Consider the following 19,533-nt stretch of genomic DNA (forward strand, 5'->3'; position numbering starts at 1 on the left):
TGGGGGCACTTCCTCGCCGTCATCGGCCGGCAGGGCAAGGGGAAAGCGGCGCTGAAGACGTTTTCACATGCCCGCGCGCCGGATTGTCGCGGCAGGCTGGAACTGGTACAAGCCGGCCCATGCCTCATGCGTGCGCGCCTATCGAGATCCTGAGCCGGGTGGCCCTGTGCGCCGCCGGCCCGTTCGCGCGCACCACCATGGAGTTCGCGGCGGTGCCCGACCACGTGCGCCTGCCGGGCCGCTTCTTCGGCCGCTTCACGACGGCGGCCTCGGCCCAGCTTCGCGCCTGACGCGCCCGAGCACACCCGTCACAGACACCGGACCGGCCGCCCGCGCGCGCCGGCCTCTCCTCAGGACAGATCCGATGACCGCCTCCGCGAACGGCCCCCGCACCCTCTACGACAAGATCTTCGACGACCACGTGGTCGCCCGGCAGGATGACGGCACCTGCCTGCTCTACATCGACCGCCACCTGGTGCACGAGGTGACGAGCCCGCAGGCGTTCGAGGGCCTGCGCTCCACCGGCCGCACCGTGCGCGCGCCGCAGAAGACGCTCGCCGTGGTGGACCACAACGTCCCCACCACCGACCGCACCCTGCCGAATCCGGACCCGGAGAGCGTCGCCCAGATCGCCGCGCTGGCCGAGAACACCAGGGAATTCGGCGTCGAGTATTACGACGGCTTCGACAAGCGCCAGGGCGTGGTCCACGTGGTGGGTCCCGAGCAGGGCTTCACCCTGCCCGGCACCACCATCGTCTGCGGTGACAGCCACACCTCCACCCACGGCGCATTCGGCGCGCTCGCCCACGGCATCGGCACGTCCGAGGTGGAGCACGTGCTCGCCACCCAGACGCTGATCCAGAAGAAGGCAAAGAACATGCGCGTCACCGTCACCGGGCCGCTGCCCGAGGGCGTGGGCGCGAAGGACGTGGTGCTCGCCATCATCGGCACCATCGGCACCGCCGGGGGCACCGGCTACGTGATCGAATATGCCGGCGACGCCATCACCTCCCTGTCCATGGAAGGGCGGATGACGGTGTGCAACATGTCCATCGAGGGCGGCGCCCGTGCCGGTCTCGTGGCGCCGGACGAGAAGGCGTTCGAGTACCTGAAGGGCCGTCCCAAGTCGCCCAAGGGCGCGGACTGGGATGCGGCGGTGAAGTTCTGGCAGACCCTGCGTACCGACGAGGGCGCCCATTTCGACAGCGAGATCCGGCTCGACGGCGCCAACCTGCCGCCCATCGTCTCCTGGGGCACCAGCCCCGAGGACGTGATCTCGGTGGAGGGCATGGTGCCGGATCCGGAGCTGATCGCCGACGAGGTGAAGCGCGCCGCCAAGATCCGCGCTTTGGCCTACATGGGCCTCACCGCCGGCACCAAGATCACCGACATCGGCATCGACCGGGTGTTCATCGGCTCCTGCACCAACGGCCGCATCGAGGATATCCGCCAGGCGGCGGCCATCGTGAAGGGCCACACCGTCAACGCCAACGTCAACGCCATGATCGTTCCGGGCTCCGGCCTCGTGAAGGAGCAGGCGGAGGCCGAGGGGCTGGACAAGATCTTCCTCGCCGCCGGCTTCGAGTGGCGCGAGCCGGGCTGCTCCATGTGCCTCGCCATGAATGCCGACCGCCTCGCGCCCGAGGAGCGCTGCGCTTCCACCTCGAACCGCAATTTCGAGGGCCGGCAGGGCTTCAAGGGCCGCACCCACCTCGTCTCCCCCGCCATGGCGGCGGCGGCGGCCATCGCCGGCAAGTTCGTGGACGTGCGCCACTGGCCCAAGGCGTCCTGAGTTCTGAACGGCCCTCGGTGCTCCGAGCGCCGCGCGGCTTCCTGAATGCGAACGGCCGGGCTCTTGCCCGGCCGTTTTCGTTTGCGCGGAAGTTCAGCCCACCCAGTCGAGGCCGATGTCGAGGATGGGCGCGCTGTGGGTCAGCCAGCCCACGGAGATGAGATCCACCCCGGAGGCGGCGATGGCCGGGGCGGTGTCGCGGCTCACCCGGCCGGAGGCCTCGGTGAGCATGCGTCCGCCCACCATGCGCACGGCTTCCGCCAGCGTCGGCGGGTCCATGTTGTCGAGCAGGACCGCGTCGGCGCCGATGGACAGCAGCTCCTCCAGCTGGGCCAGGGTGTCCACCTCCACCTCGATCTTCACCATGTGCCCGGCCCGCGCCTTCACCCGCGCCACCGCCTCGCGCACCGAGCCGGCGATGGCCACGTGGTTGTCCTTGATGAGCACCGCGTCATCGAGGCCGAAGCGGTGGTTGGAGCCGCCGCCGGCGCGCACCGCGTATTTCTCCAGCGCCCTGAGGCCCGGCGTGGTCTTGCGGGTGCAGACGATCTGCGCCCGGTGGCCCGCCACCGCCGCCACCAGCCCGGCCGTCGCAGTGGCGATGCCGGAGAGGCGGCAGGCGAGGTTGAGGCCGGTGCGCTCGCCGGTGAGCAGCGCGCGGGAGGGGCCTTCCACCTGCGCCAGCACGGTGCCGGGTTCCACCGCCGTGCCGTCGGCGACCCGCGGGGTGAAATGCACGGAAGCATCCAGCAGGCGGAAGGCGAGGCGGGCGCAGTCCAGCCCCGCCACCACGCCCGGCTGGCGCGCCGCCAGCACCAGCCGGCTCACATGGCCGGCGGGCACCACGGCATCGGTGGTGATGTCTCCGGCGCGTCCGAGATCTTCGAGGAGCGCAGCGCGCACGATGGGCTCCACCATCAGCTCGGGAAGCGGGTCGAGGGCCATGGATGTGTCCGTCCGGATGGGAGAAAGAGGTGCGTTCAGGCGCCGAGCGCGGCCACGGGCGCCGCGACGGCGCGCCGGGAGTGGGCCTCGGCGGTGAGCGCGCGGGCCGCGGCGAGCGCTTCGGCCAGCGTGATCCGCGAGCGCCGTGCAGCCTGCGCGCGGGCGGGGAAATCGGTGCGCGCATGGGCGCCCCGGCTCTCGGTGCGGGCGAGGGCTGAGACTGCCATCATGAGCGCGACGCGGGCCGGCGCGGCGGCAGGACCGGTGCCCTCCGCCAGAGGCAGCAGGCGGGCGATGGCGGTGGAAATGCCGGCGGCATCGCGCGTCACCCCCAGATGGCGGGAGACCAAGGGGCGCACCGGGCCGGCATCGGGCGCGGGCGGCAGGGCCGGCGCGGCGCGGCACCGCGCGGCGGGGCGCGCACCGGCGCCGGCGACGCTTTCGGCCACGGCGCGACCGCACACCACCGCCTCCAGCAGCGAATTGCTGGCGAGTCGGTTGGCGCCGTGCAGGCCGGTGGAGGCCACTTCGCCGGCCGCCCACAGGCCGTCGATGGAGCTGCGGCCCTCCGCGTCCACGGCGATGCCGCCCATGTGGTAGTGCGCAGCGGGGCGGATGGGGATGAGGTCGCGCTCCGGGTCGATGCCCGCCGCCCGGCATCCGGCGGCGATGGAGGGGAAGCGCCCGGAAAAGCGCGCGCCGAGGCTGGCGCGGGCATCGAGGAACACGTCGCGCCCGGCCATGATCTCCTGCCACACGGCGCGGGCCACCACGTCGCGCGGGGCGAGCTCCGCCCCCGGCACGCGGGCGAGGAAGCGGCGGCCGGCGGCGTCCACGAGGGTCGCGCCCTCGCCGCGCACCGCCTCGCTCACCAGCGGCAGCGGGCGCGCGGCGGCGGCCAGCGCGGTGGGGTGGAACTGCACGAATTCCGGGTCCGCCAGCACCGCTCCGGCCTCGGCACCGAGCGCGAGGCCCATGCCGAAGGCGGATGCGGGATTGGTGGTGTGCTCGAACAGCGCGCCGATGCCGCCGGTGGCGAGCACCAGCCGGCGGGTGCGCAACACCTGGGCTTCCGCCCCGCGCACCACCAGCAGGCCGGCCACCGCGCCGTCCTCCATCAGGATGCGCCGCGCGTCCGCCTGCACCACGGTGATGGATGGGCAGGCCCGCACGGCCGCCGCGAGGGCGCGCACGATCTCCCGCCCGGTGGCGTCGCCGTCGGCATGGACGATGCGCCGCCGGCTGTGGGCGGCCTCCAGCCCCAGCGCCAGCGTGCCCTCCGCCGTGCGGTCGAAGGCGACGCCGAGCCGCTCCAGCGCCTGGATGGCGGCCGGGCCGGCAGCCAGGATGCGGCGCGCCGCATCGGCATCGCACAGGCCGTCGCCGGCGGCGAGGGTGTCGGACAGGTGGAGGTCGGCATCGTCATCGGCGCCGACGCACGCGGCGATGCCGCCCTGCGCCAGCGGGCTGGAGCCGTCACCGCCCAGCAGGGCGCGGGTGACCAGCACCACCGGTTCGGGGGCGAGGAAGAGGGCGGCGGCGAGCCCGGCGATGCCGGCGCCGACGATGATCGGCCGGCCCTCGAGCCGCTCGGGCGCGGTCACAGCGCCAGCATCCGCTCCACCGAGGCGCGGGCGCGGTCCGCCACGTCCGCCGCGATGGTCACCTCGTGCCGGTTCTCCTCCAGCGCCTTGCGGATGTTGGCCAGGGTGATCTTCTTCATGTGCGGGCACAGGTTGCACGGCCGCACGAAGTCGATGTCCGGGTAGTTCACCGCCACGTTGTCGCTCATGGAGCATTCGGTGAGCAGCACCACGCGCGGCGGGCGCTTCTGGCCCACATAATCGCTCATGGCGGCGGTGGAGCCGGCGAAATCGGCCTCCGCCACCACTTCCGGCGGGCACTCGGGATGCACCAGCACGGTGACGCCGGGATGGGCGGCGCGCAGCTCGCGCACGTCGGCGGCGGTGAAGCGCTCGTGCACCTCGCACTGGCCGGCCCAGGTGATGATCTCGAGCCCGGTCTCGGCCGCCACGTTCCGCGCCAGATACTGGTCCGGCAGCATGATGACCTTGGGCACGCCGAAAGATTTCACCACCCGCGCCGCATTGCCGGAGGTGCAGCACACGTCCACCTCCGCCTTCACCGCGGCCGAGGTGTTCACATAGGCGATCACCGGCACGCCGGGATGGGCTTGGCGCATCAGCCGGACGTCGGCGGCGGTGATGGAATCGGCCAGCGAGCAGCCGGCGTCCTGATCCGGGATCAGCACGGTCTTGGACGGGTTCAGGAGCTTCGCCGTCTCGGCCATGAAGTAGACGCCGGCGAGGACGATCACGTCCGCATCCACCCGCATGGCCTCGCGCGCCAAGGCGAGGCTGTCGCCGACGATGTCGGCCACGCAGTGGAAGATCTCGGGCGTCTGGTAATTGTGGGCGAGGATGACCGCGTTGCGCTCGCGCTTCAGGCGCAGGATGGCTTCCGCGTCATCGGCCAGGAAGGCCCAGTCGGCGGGGGGAACCACCCGCCGGATCCGCTCATAGAGCGGGGCGGTGCGGGCGAGGGTCTCGGCGGCGGCAACTCGGGCGGCAACCGGGGCCGCAGTCTGGGCGTATCCAACCATTGTCTATACTCAGTTTGAGCATATGTTGGTCATATGCTTATACTGAGCATAAGCACTGTCAAGAGCGTGCGAGGGGCAATTTCGTTCCCGCCAGCGCCCGCTCTTCCAGCACCGCGTGGCGGAAGCGGAAGAGTTTTGCAGGCCGGCCAAGGGTTTCGGATGTGGTGCCGCCGGTCTCCTCGACCAGTTCCTGCTGCTCCATCAGCCGGCGAAAATTCTGCTTGTGCAGGGTGCGCCCGCCGATCGCCTCCACGCAGCGCTGCAGCTGCAGCAGGGTGAAGGTGGGGGGCATCAGCTCGAACACCACCGGGCGGTATTTGATCTTGGCGCGCAGCCGCGCGATGCCGGTGGCGAGGATGCGCCGGTGGTCGGCGATCATGGGGCGCCCGGCGCCGAGGGGTTCGGGGACGGCCGGCTCGCCCGCGCCGTTGCCTGCCTCGCTTGCGTCATGGCGCAGCCGCTCGGCCACCAGCCCGGCCTCGTACAGCAGCTCGTAGCGCTGGAGGGTCAGCTCCTCGTTCCAGCGGGCGCCGTCCAGCGCGAAGGTGGCGGCGGCGCGCATCCGCCGCTCGGCGCGGGCACCGGGGCCCGGCGCCGTATCCGCCCAGGCGGCGAGGGCGGGCGCGATCTGCCGTCCGATGAGGGCCGGCGGCCCGGCGCGGTGGTCCTCCCAGGGAAAGTATTCGTACCAGCCGTGCCAGCCGGCCTCGGCATCGCCCTGCTCCCGGGTGAGGCCGAGATAGGAGATGGAGATGGTGCGCGGGCCGGTCTCCGCCCCGGCGCGATCCTTGTCGGCGAAGGTGTAGAGCTGCTCCACATAGCCGAGCGGATGGTGCGTCTGCTGCTCCACCCAGTCGCGCAGGCCCTGCTGAAGCGAGCGGTGGGCGAGGCCGAACGGGCCGGAAGGCAGGGCGCTGCCCCGGTCCACGGTCATCACCCGCGGCTCCCCCGCGGTGACGGCCGCGAGCACGGCGATGAGATCGACGGCGACGGATCTGCTGGCGCGCGGCGAACTCGGCATGATGCTCCCGGACGGCGGGGCCGGCTGCGCCGTCCCATCGCTCTGCGATAGCATGGGCGCGGCAGCCGAGAAAGGCGGCCCGGGCGCGCGTCGACCCTTCGCCCACAAGGGCGCGCGGGCGGGGCGTGGCCGCCGACGAGGGGCGCCCGGGGCCGGAGCCGGCGCGGACCGTCCTCCAGCGTGATTTCCAATCACCCTGGCGCGCGAACATCGCGCCCGATCATCGATCCAGGCGGCTCTCGTCCCGAACCAGTATCCGCTTCGTGCGAGACCGTTCTAGGGCGCCGTGGCCGCGGCGTCCGTGCTGCAGAGGCGGACGCCGGCCTTGCCCTGCTGCTTCACCTGGTACATGGCCGCGTCGGCCAGCTTGATCAGCTCGGCCTCCTCGCGCGCATGGTCGGGAAACAGCGCGATGCCGATGCTGGCGCCGATGGTGAAGGCGGGGGTGCCGCCGTCGAGGTCGATGGCATAGGGCTGGCGCAGCAGCAGGCACAGGCGCTCGCCCTGCTCCAGCGCCTGCTCGGCGGCAGCAAGTCCGACCATGATGACGGCGAACTCGTCGCCCGAGAGGCGGACGGCGTAATCCTCGTGCCGCAGGCTGCCGCGCAGCCGCTCGGCGATGGCGCACAGCAGCCGGTCGCCCATCAGGTGGCCGAACCGGTCGTTCACCTGCTTGAAGCCGTCGATGTCGATGTAGAGCAGGGCGAACGAGGTCTTGTCGCGCTGGGCGCGGGCCCGGGCGCGGGAGAGGTGGTCCACGAACAGGATGCGGTTGCCGAGGCCGGTCAGCGCGTCATGGGTGGCCATGTGGCGGATCTGCTTCTCGACCCGCCGGCGCTCCTCGATCTCCACCTCCAGCTGGCGGTTGCGCTTCTCCAGCTCCTCCAGCGCGCCCTTCAGGCGCAGCTTGGAGATGTGCAGGTCGAGGAAGACCGTGACCTTCGACAGCAGCACCGCGTCGTTGATCGGCTTGGCGATGTAGTCCACCGCCCCGAACGTGTAGCCCTTCAGGCGGTTGATGTCGTCGTGATAGGCCGCGGTCACGAACACGATGGGGATGTCGCAGGTCTCGGGATCGTTGTTCAGCAGCGAGGCCACCTCGAACCCGTCCATGTCGGGCATCTGCACGTCGAGCAGGATCAGCGCGAAGCGGTGGTCGAGGCACAGGGCCAGCGCCTCGTTGCCGGAATGGGCCTCGAAGATCTGCGCCTTCACCGGCGACAGCAGCCGGCGCATGCTGACGAGATTGGCGCGGACGTCGTCCACCACCAGGATCTTGGGCAGCTCCTCGGCTGCGGGCGCGGCCGGCGTCATCCGCGCCGTCCGAAGGCGTTGATGCGCTGCGCCAGCTCCGTCACGGGCGCGCACAGGTCGGCGCCGGCCCGGGCCAGCGCCGCCGCGGGCATGGTGTCGATCTCGGCTTCAGTCGGCGTCTGCACCAGAGCGAGACCTCCCAGGTCGCGAATAGTCCCCAGCCCTTCGGCGCCGTCGCTGCTGGCCCCGCTGAGCACCACGCCCGCGAGACTTTCGCCATACGCTGCCGCTGCACTCGTGAACAACACATCGATTGAAGGACGGGAGTAGCATACCCGCGCGTCCGTCGAGAGGGAAAACCGCCGGTCCCGCTCCACTTCCAGGTGATAGCCGCTGGGCGCGAAGTGCACGACCCCGGGAACCAGGGGGCGACGCTCGGTCGCCAGCACAACCGGCAGCGCCGAGCTCCGGTCGAGCAGGGAGGGGAGCAGGTCGGGCCCGTCGGGACCGACATGGACCACCACCACGACCGCGGCATCCAGCGCGGGATCGAGGCCAGGCAGCAACTGCTGGAGCGCGGCCGGCCCGCCGGCGGAGGCACCCACCACGACCGCCCGCCGGGCGGGCCCTTCCCGCGTGGCGCGGTCGAGGGCCCGGTCGAGGGCGTCGGGCAGGCGCCGGTTCACCGGCGTGCGCCTCGGGTGCTATCGCCGCGCGGCGCGCGCGCCGTCCGGGGGCGCGATGCCTCGGGCCCGCGCGTGGCCGGCAGCGCCCGGCGCGTCATCACAGCCAGGGGCGTTCGGCGCCCTTGGCGGTCTCGAAGGCGGCGATGGCCGGCGCCTTCTCGAGGGTGAGGCCGATGTCGTCCAGCCCCTCGATCAGGCAGCGCTTGCGGAAGGGGTCGATCTCGAAGTGGATCACGCCGCCGTCCGGACCACGGATCTCCTGCGCCGGCAGGTCGATGGTGAGGGTGGCGTTCGAGCCGCGGTCGGCATCGTCGAACAGCTTGTCCAGCTCGTCCTTGGAGACGACGATGGGCAGAATGCCGTTCTTGAAGCAGTTGTTGTAGAAGATGTCGGCGAACGACGTGGAGATCACGCAGCGGATGCCGAAGTCGAGCAGCGCCCACGGGGCGTGTTCACGGGAGGAGCCGCAGCCGAAATTGTCGCCCGCCACCAGAACCTTGGCATTGCGGTAGGCGCTCTGGTTCAGGACGAAGCCGGGCTCGTCCGAGCCGTCCTCCTTGTAGCGCATCTCGGAGAACAGGCCCTTGCCGAGGCCGGTGCGCTTGATCGTCTTCAGGTACTGCTTGGGGATGATCATGTCGGTATCGACATTGACCAGCTTCAGCGGCGCCGCGACACCTTCGAGAACGGTGAACTTGTCCATGGGACCCTTGTGCGTTCCTGAGACGGTTGGGGGGCGGCGCGGGCCGGGCGGATGCCGGCGGCGCCTGTCCCCCCTTCCATATCAGGCGTTTCGGCGCTTGCCCAGCGCCGCGCCCCGATGCCGGAGCGGGCCCCGGCGGCCGGGCGCGGTCAGCGCGGCGCCGGCAGCATACGCTTCAGCACGTCGTCCTTGAGCATCACGTGATGCACAATGGCCGCGGCGGCGTGGAGCAGGGCGAGGATCACAAGCCCGTTCGCCAGCCATTCGTGCACCTCCTGCACCTGCCGGGCGAGCGGCCGGTCCGCCGGGATCGGCGGGGTGATGGTGAACAGCCCGAAGAAGGGGATGTCGGCCCCGCGCAGGAAGGCGAGGTAGATGCCGACCAGCGGCGTGACGATGAGGAGCAGGTAGAGCAGGCCGTGCGCCGCCGCCGAGGCGATCTGCACCGGCCGGCTCAGCGCCCGCGACGGCGCCGGGTGGCGGCCGAAGATGCGCACCGGGATGCGCAGCGCCACCAGCGCCAGCACCAGCAGGCCCACCGACATGTGGACCCACCACACCATCGCCCGCGCAGGCGTCCCGCGCGCGAACAGCTCTTCGAGATAGGTGACGCCATAGACGGTGATGATGGCGAGCACGGTGAGCCAGTGGATGGCGCGAAGCGATGCGCCGTAACGCTGAAGTTGGGGATCGACGGGCACGGGAAGCCTCCTTGTTTTGAGCTATTCTAAGAAAGGAGCGCGGCCGAGGTCCAGCCGCCTGGGGGCACTTTCCCTGCGGTCAATTGGCTCGGTCCTCGACGGCTTCCATGTCGTCGTCGGACAGCCCGAAGTGGTGGCCGATCTCGTGCACGAGCACATGGGTGACGATGTCGCCGAGGGTTTCCTCATGCTCGGCCCAGTAGTCGAGGATCGGGCGACGGTACAGGAAGACCATGTTCGGCATCTGCCCGGTCTGGGAAACGGCGCCGTCCTGGGCGCGGCCGATGCCCTGGAACAGGCCGAGCAGGTCGAACGGGGTTTCCGCGTCGAGCGCGTCGAGCACCTCGTCGGTGGGGAAGTCCTCGATCCGGATCACCACGTCGCGGCACAGCGCGCGGAACGAGTCGGGCAGGCCGGCGAAGGCCTCCGCCGCCAGCTGCTCGAAGGCATCGAGGCCGGGGGCCTCCACATCATGCCACCGGCTGCGCCCGCCGCCGTTCTGCGTCATGGCCCTGTTCTCCCGCCGTCGCCGCGCCGCCCGGCGGGCGGCACGCTCCTGTGGCGATGCAGCATTGCGCGGGGCAAAGGTCAATCCTCCTGCCCCTCCGAGGGGGGAGGACGTCACGCAGCCGTGACTTTCCTGAACACTGTCTGAACACAAGCATCAAATGGGGTTCAGAGAGGTTTGGTTAAGGAACTCTTAATCAGCCTGCATCGTTAACCATGCAGACTGCGACTTGGGAGTGTGGCCATGCTGCGGAAGCTTGCGGTCACCGGTGCGCTGGTGACGATCCTTGGAATTGCTGCGTTTTTCGCGCCCCACGAGGCGTCTGCCGCCACGGCAGCCGTGCTCGGGGCTCCGATGTTCTGATATCCGGCACGTTGCGCGGGGCTTGTGCACGCCATCCGATCACGCTCTTGTGAATGAAAGGATGGCCGTACCTAGTTGCCCGTATCTCCTGCGCAACAGCCTGTGCGGCCCCTTCGCGGCTGCGAGACGGATGCCGGACGGCATCCGCCGCCGGTCGGGAGTCTGTCCCGACATGGCCCGGATGGCGGCTGCGCCTCATTCGGTGGCGGCTCGAATCAGTTCCTCCTCCGCCTCGGCGAGGAGAGCGTCGCTGGCTTCGCCGCCGACGCTCTCCCGCCCGATCTCCAGCAGCACCGGCACCGCGAGCGGCGACACCCGCTCCAGCGGCTGGTGGACGATGCGTCCCCGGACGCGCGCCAGCATCTCGGCGAGGCGCCGCACGTCGAGCAGCCCGGTGGCGGCGTCGGCGCGGGCGGCGCGCAGCAGGATGTGGTCGGGCTCGTGCCGGCGCAGCACGTCATAGATCAGGTCCGTGGAGATGGTGACCTGCCGCGATGTCTTCTCCTTGCCGGGGAACCGCCGCTCGATCAGCCCCGCGATCACCGCGCAATGGCGGAAGGTGCGCTTCATGAGCGCGCTCTCGGCCAGCCACGCCTCCAGGTCGTCCCCCAGCATGTCCGCGTCGAACAGGTCTCCGAGCGAGAGCCGTCCCTGCCGGATGGCGAGGCTCATGTCGCCGGCCGCGTAGACTGCGAGCGCGTAGTCGTTGGCCACGAAGCCCAGCGGCTTCAGGCGCGCCCGCTCCAGCCGGCGGGTCAGCAGCATGCCCAGGGTCTGGTGGGCGAGGCGGCCCTCGAACGGATAGGTGACGAGATAATGCCGCCCGGACTGCTCGAACGTCTCCACCAGCAGGTCGGTACGTCCCGGCAGGCGTGAGCGGGCCTGCTGCAGCTCCAGCCAGTCGCGCACCTGCGGCGGCAGCGCCGGCCAGCGCTCCGGCGCCGCCAGCAGCGCCCGCACCCCGTCGGCGAGGAAGGTGGAAAGCGGGAACTTGCCCCCCGCATAGGCCGGCACCCGCGGCTCCTTGGCGGTGGTGCGCGAGACGTAGACCTCGTCCTCCACCAGCGTCTCGTAGCGCAGGATCTCCCCGGCAAAGACGAAGGTGTCGCCGGGCACCATGGTCTCGACGAAATATTCCTCCACCTCGCCCAGCATCCGCCCGCCGAACCGCACCCGTCCGGCGACCCCGGTGCGCGCCGATCCGCGCGCGGAGACGAGGCGGACCTTGAGCATGGAGGCTTCCACGATGGTGCCCACGTTCAGCCGGTAGGCCTGCGCCACCATGGGGTTGGCGACGCGCCACAGGCCGTCCCTGGTGCGGCGGATCTTGGCGTAGCGCTCGTAGGCGCGCAGCGCGTAGCCGCCGGTGGCGACGAAATCGAGCGTGGCATCGAAATCCGCACGGCTGATGGCGCGGTAGGGGGCGGCCGAGCGTGCCTCGGCGAACAGGGCGTCGGCATGAAATGGCGCGGCGCACGCCATGCCGAGAATGTGCTGGGCCAGCACGTCCAGCGCGCCGGTCCGCTCGGGCGGGGTGTCCTGCGCCCCGGCCCGCACCGCCTCCAGCGCCGCCCGGCATTCCAGCACCTCGAACCGGTTGGCCGGCACCAGCACGGCGCGGGAGGGCTCGTCCAGCCGGTGGTTGGCGCGGCCGATGCGCTGCATGAGCCGCGAGGCCCCCTTGGGCGCGCCGACATTGATGACGAGATCCACGTCTCCCCAGTCGATGCCGAGGTCGAGGGAGGAGGTGGCAACCACCGCCTTGAGCTTGCCGGCTGCCATGGCGGCCTCCACCCGGCGCCGCTGCTCCACCGCCAGCGAGCCGTGGTGGAGCGCGATGGGCAGGTTCAGCTCGTTGATGCGCCACAGCTCCTGGAACAGGAATTCCGCCTGCCAGCGGGTGTTGACGAACACCAGCGAGAGGGTGTTGCGCGAGATCATCTCGTAGATCTCGCCGAAAGCGTGCTGGGCGGTGTGGCTCGCCCACGGCATGCGCGCCCGGCTCTCCAGCATGGAGATGTCCGGCGCCGCGCCGCCCTGCGCCACCACGAGATCGGCGAGCGGCCCGGCGCCCGTGTCCGCCTCGCCGTCGCCGCCGCCCTGCGGCACCAGCCAGCGTCGAAGGTCATCCGGCTCGGCCACGGTGGCGGAGAGGCCGACGCATTGCAGCCCGGGCGCGATGGCCCGCAGCCGCGCCAGCGCCAGCGAGAGCAGGTCGCCGCGCTTGGAGGTGACGAGGGCGTGCAACTCGTCCAGCACCACGCGCTTCAGGCCCGAGAACAGGTGCTCGGCATCCTTGGAGGCGAGCAGCAGGGAGATCTGCTCGGGGGTGGTGAGCAGGATATGGGGCGGATCGCGCCGCTGGCGCTGGCGGCGGGAGGCGGGCGTGTCGCCGGTGCGTGTCTCCACGCGGATGTCGAGGCCCATCTCCTCGATGGGCGCCTCCAGGTTCCGGGCGATGTCCACCGCCAGCGCCTTCAGCGGCGAGATATAAAGCGTGTGCAGCGGCGACTTCTCCCGCTCGGCCTGCCAGCGGGCGAAGGGGAGGGGGGCCGCAGGCGGCTCGGCGGGACCGGAGGGGGCTAGGTCGCTCGGCATCGCCACCGCGCCGGCGCCGGGGCGCGCCGTGTCCTTCGCCTTCGCCTTGGTCTTCGCCTTCGCGGCCTGCGCGCCGGGGCTGGGCGGTTGTTCCCCGGCAACGGCCGGAGCGGAGCCGGGCAGGGCGTCGGAGGGGGCGAGGCGGATCGCTTTCGCCGGCAAGGCGGCCTTCGCGCGGGCCTTGCGTTCGGCCTCGGTCCGGGTGAGCTCGATCAGGGTCGGCAGGAAGCCGGCCAGCGTCTTGCCCGCGCCGGTGGGGGCGATGAGCAGCACGGAGCGCCCGCTCTCGGCGGCGTCGATCAGGTCGAGCTGGTGCGGCCGCGGCGACCAGCCCCGGGCGCGGAACCAGCCCTCGAACGGTTCGGGAAGGGGCCGCGCCCCCCTGCGCTTCGCCTTGGACACGGGGCGAATGTAGGCAGCCCCGGCCCGATCCGCGAGCCTTCCGGCCGGCGCCGGCGAGCGAATGTTCCCGCGCCGCCATTCTCCTCCTGCAGGCGCGGGGCGCGGCAACGTCCTTAATCGGCCGTCAACCCTCGCGGGGGCATGGTGCGGGAAAGAACCCGTACCCGGAGTTGCCGTCCCATGATGTCGCGCGCCGACCGCACCGTGCTGAGCGAGTGGTGGTGGACGGTGGACCGTGCCCTGCTCGCGAGCCTCGTCGGCCTGATGGTGATCGGCATCATCCTGTGCCTCGCCGCGAGCCCGGCGGTGGCGGCGCGCCTGAGCATCTCCGACCCGTTCCACTTCGTGAACCGGCAGGTGCTGTTCCTGGTGCCCGCGGCGGTGGTCATGGTGGCCACCTCCTTCCTCTCCCCGCGCGCCATCCGCCGCATCTGCGTGGTGGTGTTCGGCCTGTTCTTCCTGCTGCTGCTGGCGACGCTGGTGGTGGGACCGGAAGTGAAGGGCGCGCGGCGCTGGCTCACCATCGCCGGCATCACCGTGCAGCCGTCGGAATTCATCAAGCCGGCGTTCGTCATCCTCGCGGCCTGGCTGTTCTCCGAGAGCACCAAGCGGCCGGAAATGCCGGCCCAGCTGCTCGCCTTCGGCCTGCTGTTCAGCGTGCTGGGCCCGCTGGTGAAGCAGCCCGACTTCGGCCAGAGCCTGCTGATCAGCCTCGTGTGGTCGTCGCTGTTCTTCCTCGCCGGCCTGCGCTGGATCTGGATGGTGGGCCTCGTCGGCGTGGGCGCGGGTGGCGGCTTCATCGCCTATCTCACCGTGTCGCACGTGCAGAAGCGCATCAACCGCTTCATCAATCCCGATTCCGGCGACACCTACCAGATCGACGCCGCGCTCAACTCGTTCCGCAACGGCGGCTGGTTCGGCCAAGGGCCGGGCGAGGGCACCATGAAGCGCCTGCTGCCGGACGGGCACACCGACTTCGTGTTCGCGGTGGCGGGCGAGGAATTCGGCATCATCCTGTGCCTCATCATCCTCGCCCTGTTCGCCTTCATCATCCTGCGCGCGCTCTCCCGCGCGGCCAGGGAGCAGGACCCGTTCGCCCGCTTCGCCATCACCGGCCTTGCGCTGCTGTTCGGCCTGCAGGCGTCCATCAACATGGCGGTGAACGTGCACATCGCCCCCGCCAAGGGCATGACGCTGCCCTTCATCTCCTATGGCGGCTCCTCGCTCATCTCTCTGGCCTTCGGCATGGGCATGCTGCTCGCGCTTTCGCGGCGGCGGCCGGGCGCGGCGGCGCTGGCGGCGCTGACCGAGAAGCCGGCGCCGGAGCAGCGCGCCGCCCGTCCCATCGAGCCGGCCGTGCCGGACGCGGTGCCGGGGCCGGCCTGACCTATCGCGGAACCGCCGCATTGCCGGGGCAGTGAGGCCCCGGCGGCCGCAGCACGGCCGAACGAGGTGGATGTGGGCAATCTTGTTCTTCTCGCCGCCGGCGGCACCGGCGGCCACCTGTTTCCCGCCGAGGCGCTGGCCGCGGTGCTGACCGGGCGCGGCCTTCAGGTGGATCTCGCCACCGACGCCAGAGCCGCCCGCTACGCCAGCCACTTCCCAGCGCGGGAGCTGCATGTGCTGCCGGCCGACACGGTGCGCGGGCGCTCGCCCGTGGCGCTGGCCCGCACCGGCTTCGCGCTCGCCTCGGGCCTCGTCTCCAGCCTCGCGTTGCTGCGGCGGATCCGCCCGGCCGCGGTGATCGGCTTCGGCGGCTATCCCACCGTGCCGCCGCTGCTCGCTGCCTCCTTCTCCGGCGTGCCGAGCATCGTGCATGAGGCGAACGGCGTGATGGGCCGGGCCAACCGCATGCTGGCGGGCCGGGTGAGCGCCATCGCCACCGGCTTTTCCGGCGTGGTCGTGGCCGATCCCGCCCTTTCCGCGAAGGCCGTATGGACCGGCAATCCTTTGCGCCCGGCGGCCATCGCCGCCGCCGCGACGCCCTATGATCCGCCCCTGCCGGGCGGTGCGTTGCGGGTGCTCGTCTTCGGCGGCAGCCAGGGCGCACGGGTGATGTCCGACGTGGTGCCGGAGGCGGTGGAGCGGCTCTCGGCCGAGCTGCGCGCCCGCCTCGTTCTGACCCAGCAGGCGCGCGAGGAGGACCTCGATCGCGTGAAGGCCACCTATGCCCGGCTCGGCGTCGCGGCCGAGGTGGCGCCCTTCTTCGATGATCTGCCCCGGCGCATGGCCGCAGCGCACCTCGTGGTGTCGCGCTCGGGCGCGGGCACGGTGGCGGAGCTTGCGGCCATCGGCCGGCCCTCCATCCTCGTGCCGCTGCCCCATGCGCTGGACCAGGACCAGGCCGCCAACGCCCGCACGCTGGCCGATGCCGGCGCCGCGCTGGTGCTGCGGCAGGTGGAGTTCGATCCCGACCGCGTGGCGCTGGAGCTGAACACCTTCGCCACCGAACCCATGTCATTGACGCGGATGGCCGATCGCGCCAGAAGCCAGGGCGTGCTCGACGCCGCGGAGCGGCTGGGCGATCTCGTCCAGCACCTGGCGGGCGGCGGCACGGTCGCAACCTTCAGGGGAAACAAGGCATGAAGCTGCCGTCCGGCCTCGGCTCCATCCACTTCGTCGGCATCGGCGGCATCGGCATGAGCGGCATCGCCGAGGTGCTGCACAATCTCGGCTACGAGGTGCAGGGCTCGGACGTGGCGGACAGCGCCAACGTGAAGCGCCTGCGCGAGCTCGGCATCAAGGTGATGATCGGCCACGCGGCCGCCAATGTGGACGACGCCGACGTGGTGGTGGTCTCCTCCGCCATCAAGCGCGACAATCCCGAGCTGGTCGCCGCCCGCGCCCGCCGCCTGCCGGTGGTGCGCCGCGCCGAGATGCTGGCCGAGCTGATGCGCCTGAAGAGCTGCGTCTCCATCGCCGGCACCCACGGCAAGACCACCACCACCTCGCTGGTGGCGACCCTGCTCGACGCCGGCAACTTCGACCCGACCGTCATCAACGGCGGCATCATCAACGCCTATGGCACCAACGCCCGGCGCGGCGACGGCAACTGGATGGTGGTGGAGGCCGACGAGAGCGACGGCACCTTCCTCAAGCTGCCCACGGAAGTGGCCATCGTCACCAACATCGATCCCGAGCACCTCGACCACTTCAAGACCTTCGACAAGGTGCAGGAGGCGTTCAAGGCGTTCGTGGAGAACGTGCCCTTCTACGGCTTCGCGGTGATGTGCATCGACCATCCGGTGGTGCAGGCGCTGGTGGGCCGCATCGAGGACCGGCGCGTCATCACCTATGGCGAGAACCCGCAGGCGGACGTGCGCCTCGTGGACGTGGACCTGAAGGGCGGCATCACCCGCTTCGGCGTCGTCTTCCGCAACCGTGCGGGCGAGACCGTGCACGAGATCCGCGGCCTGAAGCTGCCCATGCCCGGCAAGCACAATGCGCTGAACGCCACTGCCGCCATCGCCGTCGCCCACGAGCTGAAGGTGCCGGACGACAAGATCATCGAGGCCATCTCCGGCTTCGGCGGGGTGAAGCGCCGCTTCACCCGCACCGGCGAATGGAATGGTGTGACGGTGTTCGACGATTACGGCCACCATCCGGTGGAGATCGCCGCCGTGCTGCGCGCCGCCCGGGCCGCCAGCGAGGGGCAGGTGATCGCTGTGGTGCAGCCGCACCGCTACACCCGTCTCGCCTCTTTGTTCGATGAATTCTGCACCTGCTTCAACGATGCCGACCATGTGGTGGTGGCCCCCGTCTATGCCGCCGGCGAGGCGCCGGTGGAGGGGGCGGACCGGGACCATCTGGTGCAGGGCCTGCGCGCCCACGGCCACCGCTCGGTGACCGCGCTGGAGGGCCCGGAGCAGCTCGCCGGCATCGTCGCGGGGCTGGCGAAGCCCGGCGACTACGTGATCTGCCTCGGCGCCGGCTCCATCTCCGGTTGGGCCTATGCCCTGCCGGGGGAACTGGCCGCCCTCAAGCCGGCGGCCTGACCGGCGGCTCCGGGGAGCGGCAGGCCGCACCTCGGCACCGGAGCAGACCGCACCAGAACAGAGCGCGCCAAAACAAAGGGGGCCGCGGCACGCCGCAGCCCCCCTGTCTTTGTGTGGCAGCCGCGCGGGGCGGCGCCGTGTTACTTCTTCGGCAGCGCTTCCAGCACGTCCTCGAAGGTGCGCAGGCCGGTGCGCGGCGAGTTCACCAGCACCGCCATGTTGCCGGGGGCGTGCTGGTTCTTCCACATCTTGGTGTGCGCCTCGGGGATGCGGTCCCACGGGAACACTTCCGACATGCAGGGGTCCACGCGCCGGTCGATGATGAACTGGTTGGCGGCGGAGGCCTGCTTCAGGTGCGCGAAGTGCGAGCCCTGGATGCGCTTCTGGCGCATCCACACGTAGCGGGCGTCGAACGTGATGTTGAAGCCGGTGGTGCCGGCGCAGAACACGATCATGCCGCCGCGCTTGCCCACCAGGGTGGAGACCGGGAAGGTGCTCTCGCCCGGATGCTCGAACACGATGTCCACGTCGCGCTTGCCGGTGATGTCCCAGATGGCCTTGCCGAACTTGCGGGCTTCCTTGGTCCACTCGACGTATTCCGGCGAGTTGACCTTGGGCAGCTGGCCCCAGCACTTGAAATCCTTGCGGTTGATGACGCCCTTCGCGCCGAGGCCGAGCACGTAGTCGCGCTTGGTCTCGTCGGAGATCACGCCGATCACGTGCGCGCCGGAGGCGGCGGCGAGCTGCACGCCGAACACGCCGAGGCCGCCCGAGGCGCCCCACACCAGCACGTAGTCGCCCGGCTTCACGGTGTGCGGCGGGTGGCCGAACAGCATGCGGTAGGCGGTAGCCATGGTGAGGGTGTAGCAGGCGCTCTCTTCCCAGGTCAGGTGCTGCGGGCGCGCCATGAGCTGGCGGGCCTGGACGCGGCAGAACTGCCCGAACGAGCCATCCGGCGTCTCATAGCCCCAGATGCGCTGGGAGGGGGAGAACATCGGGTCGCCGCCGTTGCACTCCTCGTCGTCGCCGTCGTCCTGGTTGCAGTGGACGACCACCTCGTCGCCCACCTTCCAGCGCTTCACCTTGGAGCCCACGGCCCACACGATGCCGGACGCGTCCGAACCGGCCACGTGGAACGGGGCCTTGTGCACGTCGAACGGCGAGATCGGCTGGCCGAGGCCGGCCCAGATGCCGTTGTAGTTCACGCCCGCCGCCATCACGAGCACGAGCACGTCGTTCTCGCCCAGCTCCCAGGTGGGAACGACCTCGAGCTGGAACGACTCTTCCGGCGGTCCATGGCGCTCGCGGCGGATCGCCCAAGCGTACATCTTGGACGGCACATGACCGAGCGGCGGGATCTCGCCAAGCTCATAAAGGTCCTTCACCGGTCCCTCGTTCGTGTTGGCGGCTGCCGTCTGTGCCATAGCGCTCGTCCTCTCCTGACCCTCGGGACCGTTTCGGTCGCTTTTTGGGGGCTGTATCGCAGTGCAGCGTAGCAGAGAAAATTTCCATGGCGATACCCCTCTTTGGAACCATTCCCACAGGGTGGAAAATTGAGCAGGGCGGCGAACGGCCACGCTCGCGCCGCCATTCCCGCGGCCGCCGCCGCCCGCTAAAGTGACGCTCGCGCCGCCCGGGGGCTCTTCCCCGTCCGGCGCCGGGCAGGGGAGAGGCACATGGGCATCTTGTGGATGATCATCGTCGGCGCCGTCGCCGGCTTCCTCGCGGGGCAGCTGTTCCAGGGCTACGGCTTCGGTCTCGTGGGCAACATCGCGGTCGGCATCGTCGGCGCCATCATCGGCGGTTTTCTGTTCGGCGGGGTGTTCGTGGTGGGTGGCATGATCGGCCAGATCATCTCCGCCACCATCGGCGCGGTGATCCTGCTGTTCGTCATCTCGCTGGTGAAACGCTGACGCGGCAAGGGATGGACACATCGGCCGCG

At 70.7% G+C, this 19,533-nt stretch carries 17 protein-coding genes; 6 read left to right on the top strand and 11 right to left on the bottom strand.

Annotated features, from left to right (window positions below):
- Window positions 1-119 precede the first annotated feature (119 nt).
- The gene (locus V5F49_RS16865) at window positions 120-290 is read left to right on the top strand and encodes a hypothetical protein (RefSeq protein WP_394116705.1); all 171 of its coding nucleotides are present in this window, start codon (window positions 120-122) and stop codon (window positions 288-290) included.
- 74 nt (window positions 291-364) lie between these two features.
- Complete coding sequence (gene leuC / locus V5F49_RS16870; RefSeq protein ID WP_394116706.1) at window positions 365-1,792, top strand: 3-isopropylmalate dehydratase large subunit; 1,428 nt, start codon at window positions 365-367, stop codon at window positions 1,790-1,792.
- Between the two features lie 93 nt (window positions 1,793-1,885).
- On the opposite strand, the gene nadC is transcribed toward leuC, so the two are convergent.
- From nadC to V5F49_RS16920, 10 genes are all read right to left on the bottom strand, one after another.
- Window positions 1,886-2,737 (bottom strand): carboxylating nicotinate-nucleotide diphosphorylase, encoded by an 852-nt coding sequence (gene nadC / locus V5F49_RS16875; RefSeq protein WP_394116707.1) that lies wholly within the window; start codon window positions 2,735-2,737, stop codon window positions 1,886-1,888.
- A gap of 35 nt (window positions 2,738-2,772) precedes the next feature.
- Window positions 2,773-4,341: an L-aspartate oxidase gene (locus tag V5F49_RS16880; RefSeq protein ID WP_394116708.1), complete on the bottom strand. Its 1,569-nt coding sequence runs from the start codon at window positions 4,339-4,341 to the stop codon at window positions 2,773-2,775.
- Window positions 4,338-5,360, bottom strand: coding sequence for a quinolinate synthase NadA (gene nadA / locus V5F49_RS16885; protein WP_394116709.1), 1,023 nt, complete (start codon window positions 5,358-5,360; stop codon window positions 4,338-4,340). Before nadA ends, V5F49_RS16880 begins: the two co-directional genes overlap by 4 nt.
- Before the next feature lie 58 nt (window positions 5,361-5,418).
- Window positions 5,419-6,381, bottom strand: a complete 963-nt coding sequence (locus V5F49_RS16890) for an NUDIX hydrolase (RefSeq protein WP_394116710.1) — start codon at window positions 6,379-6,381, stop codon at window positions 5,419-5,421.
- A 276-nt stretch (window positions 6,382-6,657) separates the two neighbouring features.
- Window positions 6,658-7,695, bottom strand: a complete 1,038-nt coding sequence (locus tag V5F49_RS16895; RefSeq protein WP_394116711.1) for a two-component system response regulator — start codon at window positions 7,693-7,695, stop codon at window positions 6,658-6,660.
- Window positions 7,692-8,321: a chemotaxis protein CheB gene (locus V5F49_RS16900; RefSeq protein WP_394116712.1), complete on the bottom strand. Its 630-nt coding sequence runs from the start codon at window positions 8,319-8,321 to the stop codon at window positions 7,692-7,694. Before V5F49_RS16900 ends, V5F49_RS16895 begins: the two co-directional genes overlap by 4 nt.
- Window positions 8,322-8,418: 97 nt before the next feature.
- A complete protein-coding gene (gene leuD, locus V5F49_RS16905; RefSeq protein ID WP_394116713.1) occupies window positions 8,419-9,024 on the bottom strand; it encodes a 3-isopropylmalate dehydratase small subunit in 606 nt (201 codons plus the stop codon).
- A 149-nt stretch (window positions 9,025-9,173) separates the two neighbouring features.
- Window positions 9,174-9,725 (bottom strand): cytochrome b, encoded by a 552-nt coding sequence (locus tag V5F49_RS16910; RefSeq protein ID WP_394116714.1) that lies wholly within the window; start codon window positions 9,723-9,725, stop codon window positions 9,174-9,176.
- A gap of 79 nt (window positions 9,726-9,804) precedes the next feature.
- Window positions 9,805-10,233, bottom strand: a complete 429-nt coding sequence (locus tag V5F49_RS16915) for a metallopeptidase family protein (protein ID WP_394116715.1) — start codon at window positions 10,231-10,233, stop codon at window positions 9,805-9,807.
- A gap of 558 nt (window positions 10,234-10,791) precedes the next feature.
- Window positions 10,792-13,596, bottom strand: coding sequence for a ligase-associated DNA damage response DEXH box helicase (locus tag V5F49_RS16920; protein ID WP_394116716.1), 2,805 nt, complete (start codon window positions 13,594-13,596; stop codon window positions 10,792-10,794).
- Window positions 13,597-13,776: 180 nt separating this feature from the next.
- Between V5F49_RS16920 and ftsW the strand changes: the two genes are divergently transcribed.
- From ftsW to murC, 3 genes are all read left to right on the top strand, one after another.
- On the top strand, window positions 13,777-14,982 hold the full coding sequence (gene ftsW, locus V5F49_RS16925; protein ID WP_394116717.1) for a putative lipid II flippase FtsW: 1,206 nt from the start codon (window positions 13,777-13,779) through the stop codon (window positions 14,980-14,982).
- Window positions 14,983-15,048: 66 nt separating this feature from the next.
- A complete protein-coding gene (murG, locus tag V5F49_RS16930; protein WP_394116718.1) occupies window positions 15,049-16,182 on the top strand; it encodes an undecaprenyldiphospho-muramoylpentapeptide beta-N-acetylglucosaminyltransferase in 1,134 nt (377 codons plus the stop codon).
- The gene (gene murC / locus V5F49_RS16935) at window positions 16,179-17,591 is read left to right on the top strand and encodes a UDP-N-acetylmuramate--L-alanine ligase (protein ID WP_394116719.1); all 1,413 of its coding nucleotides are present in this window, start codon (window positions 16,179-16,181) and stop codon (window positions 17,589-17,591) included. The genes murG and murC overlap by 4 nt, the downstream gene beginning before the upstream one ends.
- Window positions 17,592-17,731: 140 nt before the next feature.
- Here murC and ccrA read toward each other — a convergent pair whose 3' ends face one another.
- Complete coding sequence (gene ccrA, locus V5F49_RS16940; protein WP_394116720.1) at window positions 17,732-19,015, bottom strand: crotonyl-CoA carboxylase/reductase; 1,284 nt, start codon at window positions 19,013-19,015, stop codon at window positions 17,732-17,734.
- A gap of 252 nt (window positions 19,016-19,267) precedes the next feature.
- On the opposite strand from ccrA, the gene V5F49_RS16945 reads away from it, so the two are divergent.
- Window positions 19,268-19,504, top strand: a complete 237-nt coding sequence (locus V5F49_RS16945) for a GlsB/YeaQ/YmgE family stress response membrane protein (protein ID WP_394116721.1) — start codon at window positions 19,268-19,270, stop codon at window positions 19,502-19,504.
- The last annotated feature ends 29 nt before the right edge of the window (window positions 19,505-19,533 follow it).

The organism is Xanthobacter lutulentifluminis (genome assembly GCF_043194675.2).
GTDB lineage: Bacteria > Pseudomonadota > Alphaproteobacteria > Rhizobiales > Xanthobacteraceae > Xanthobacter.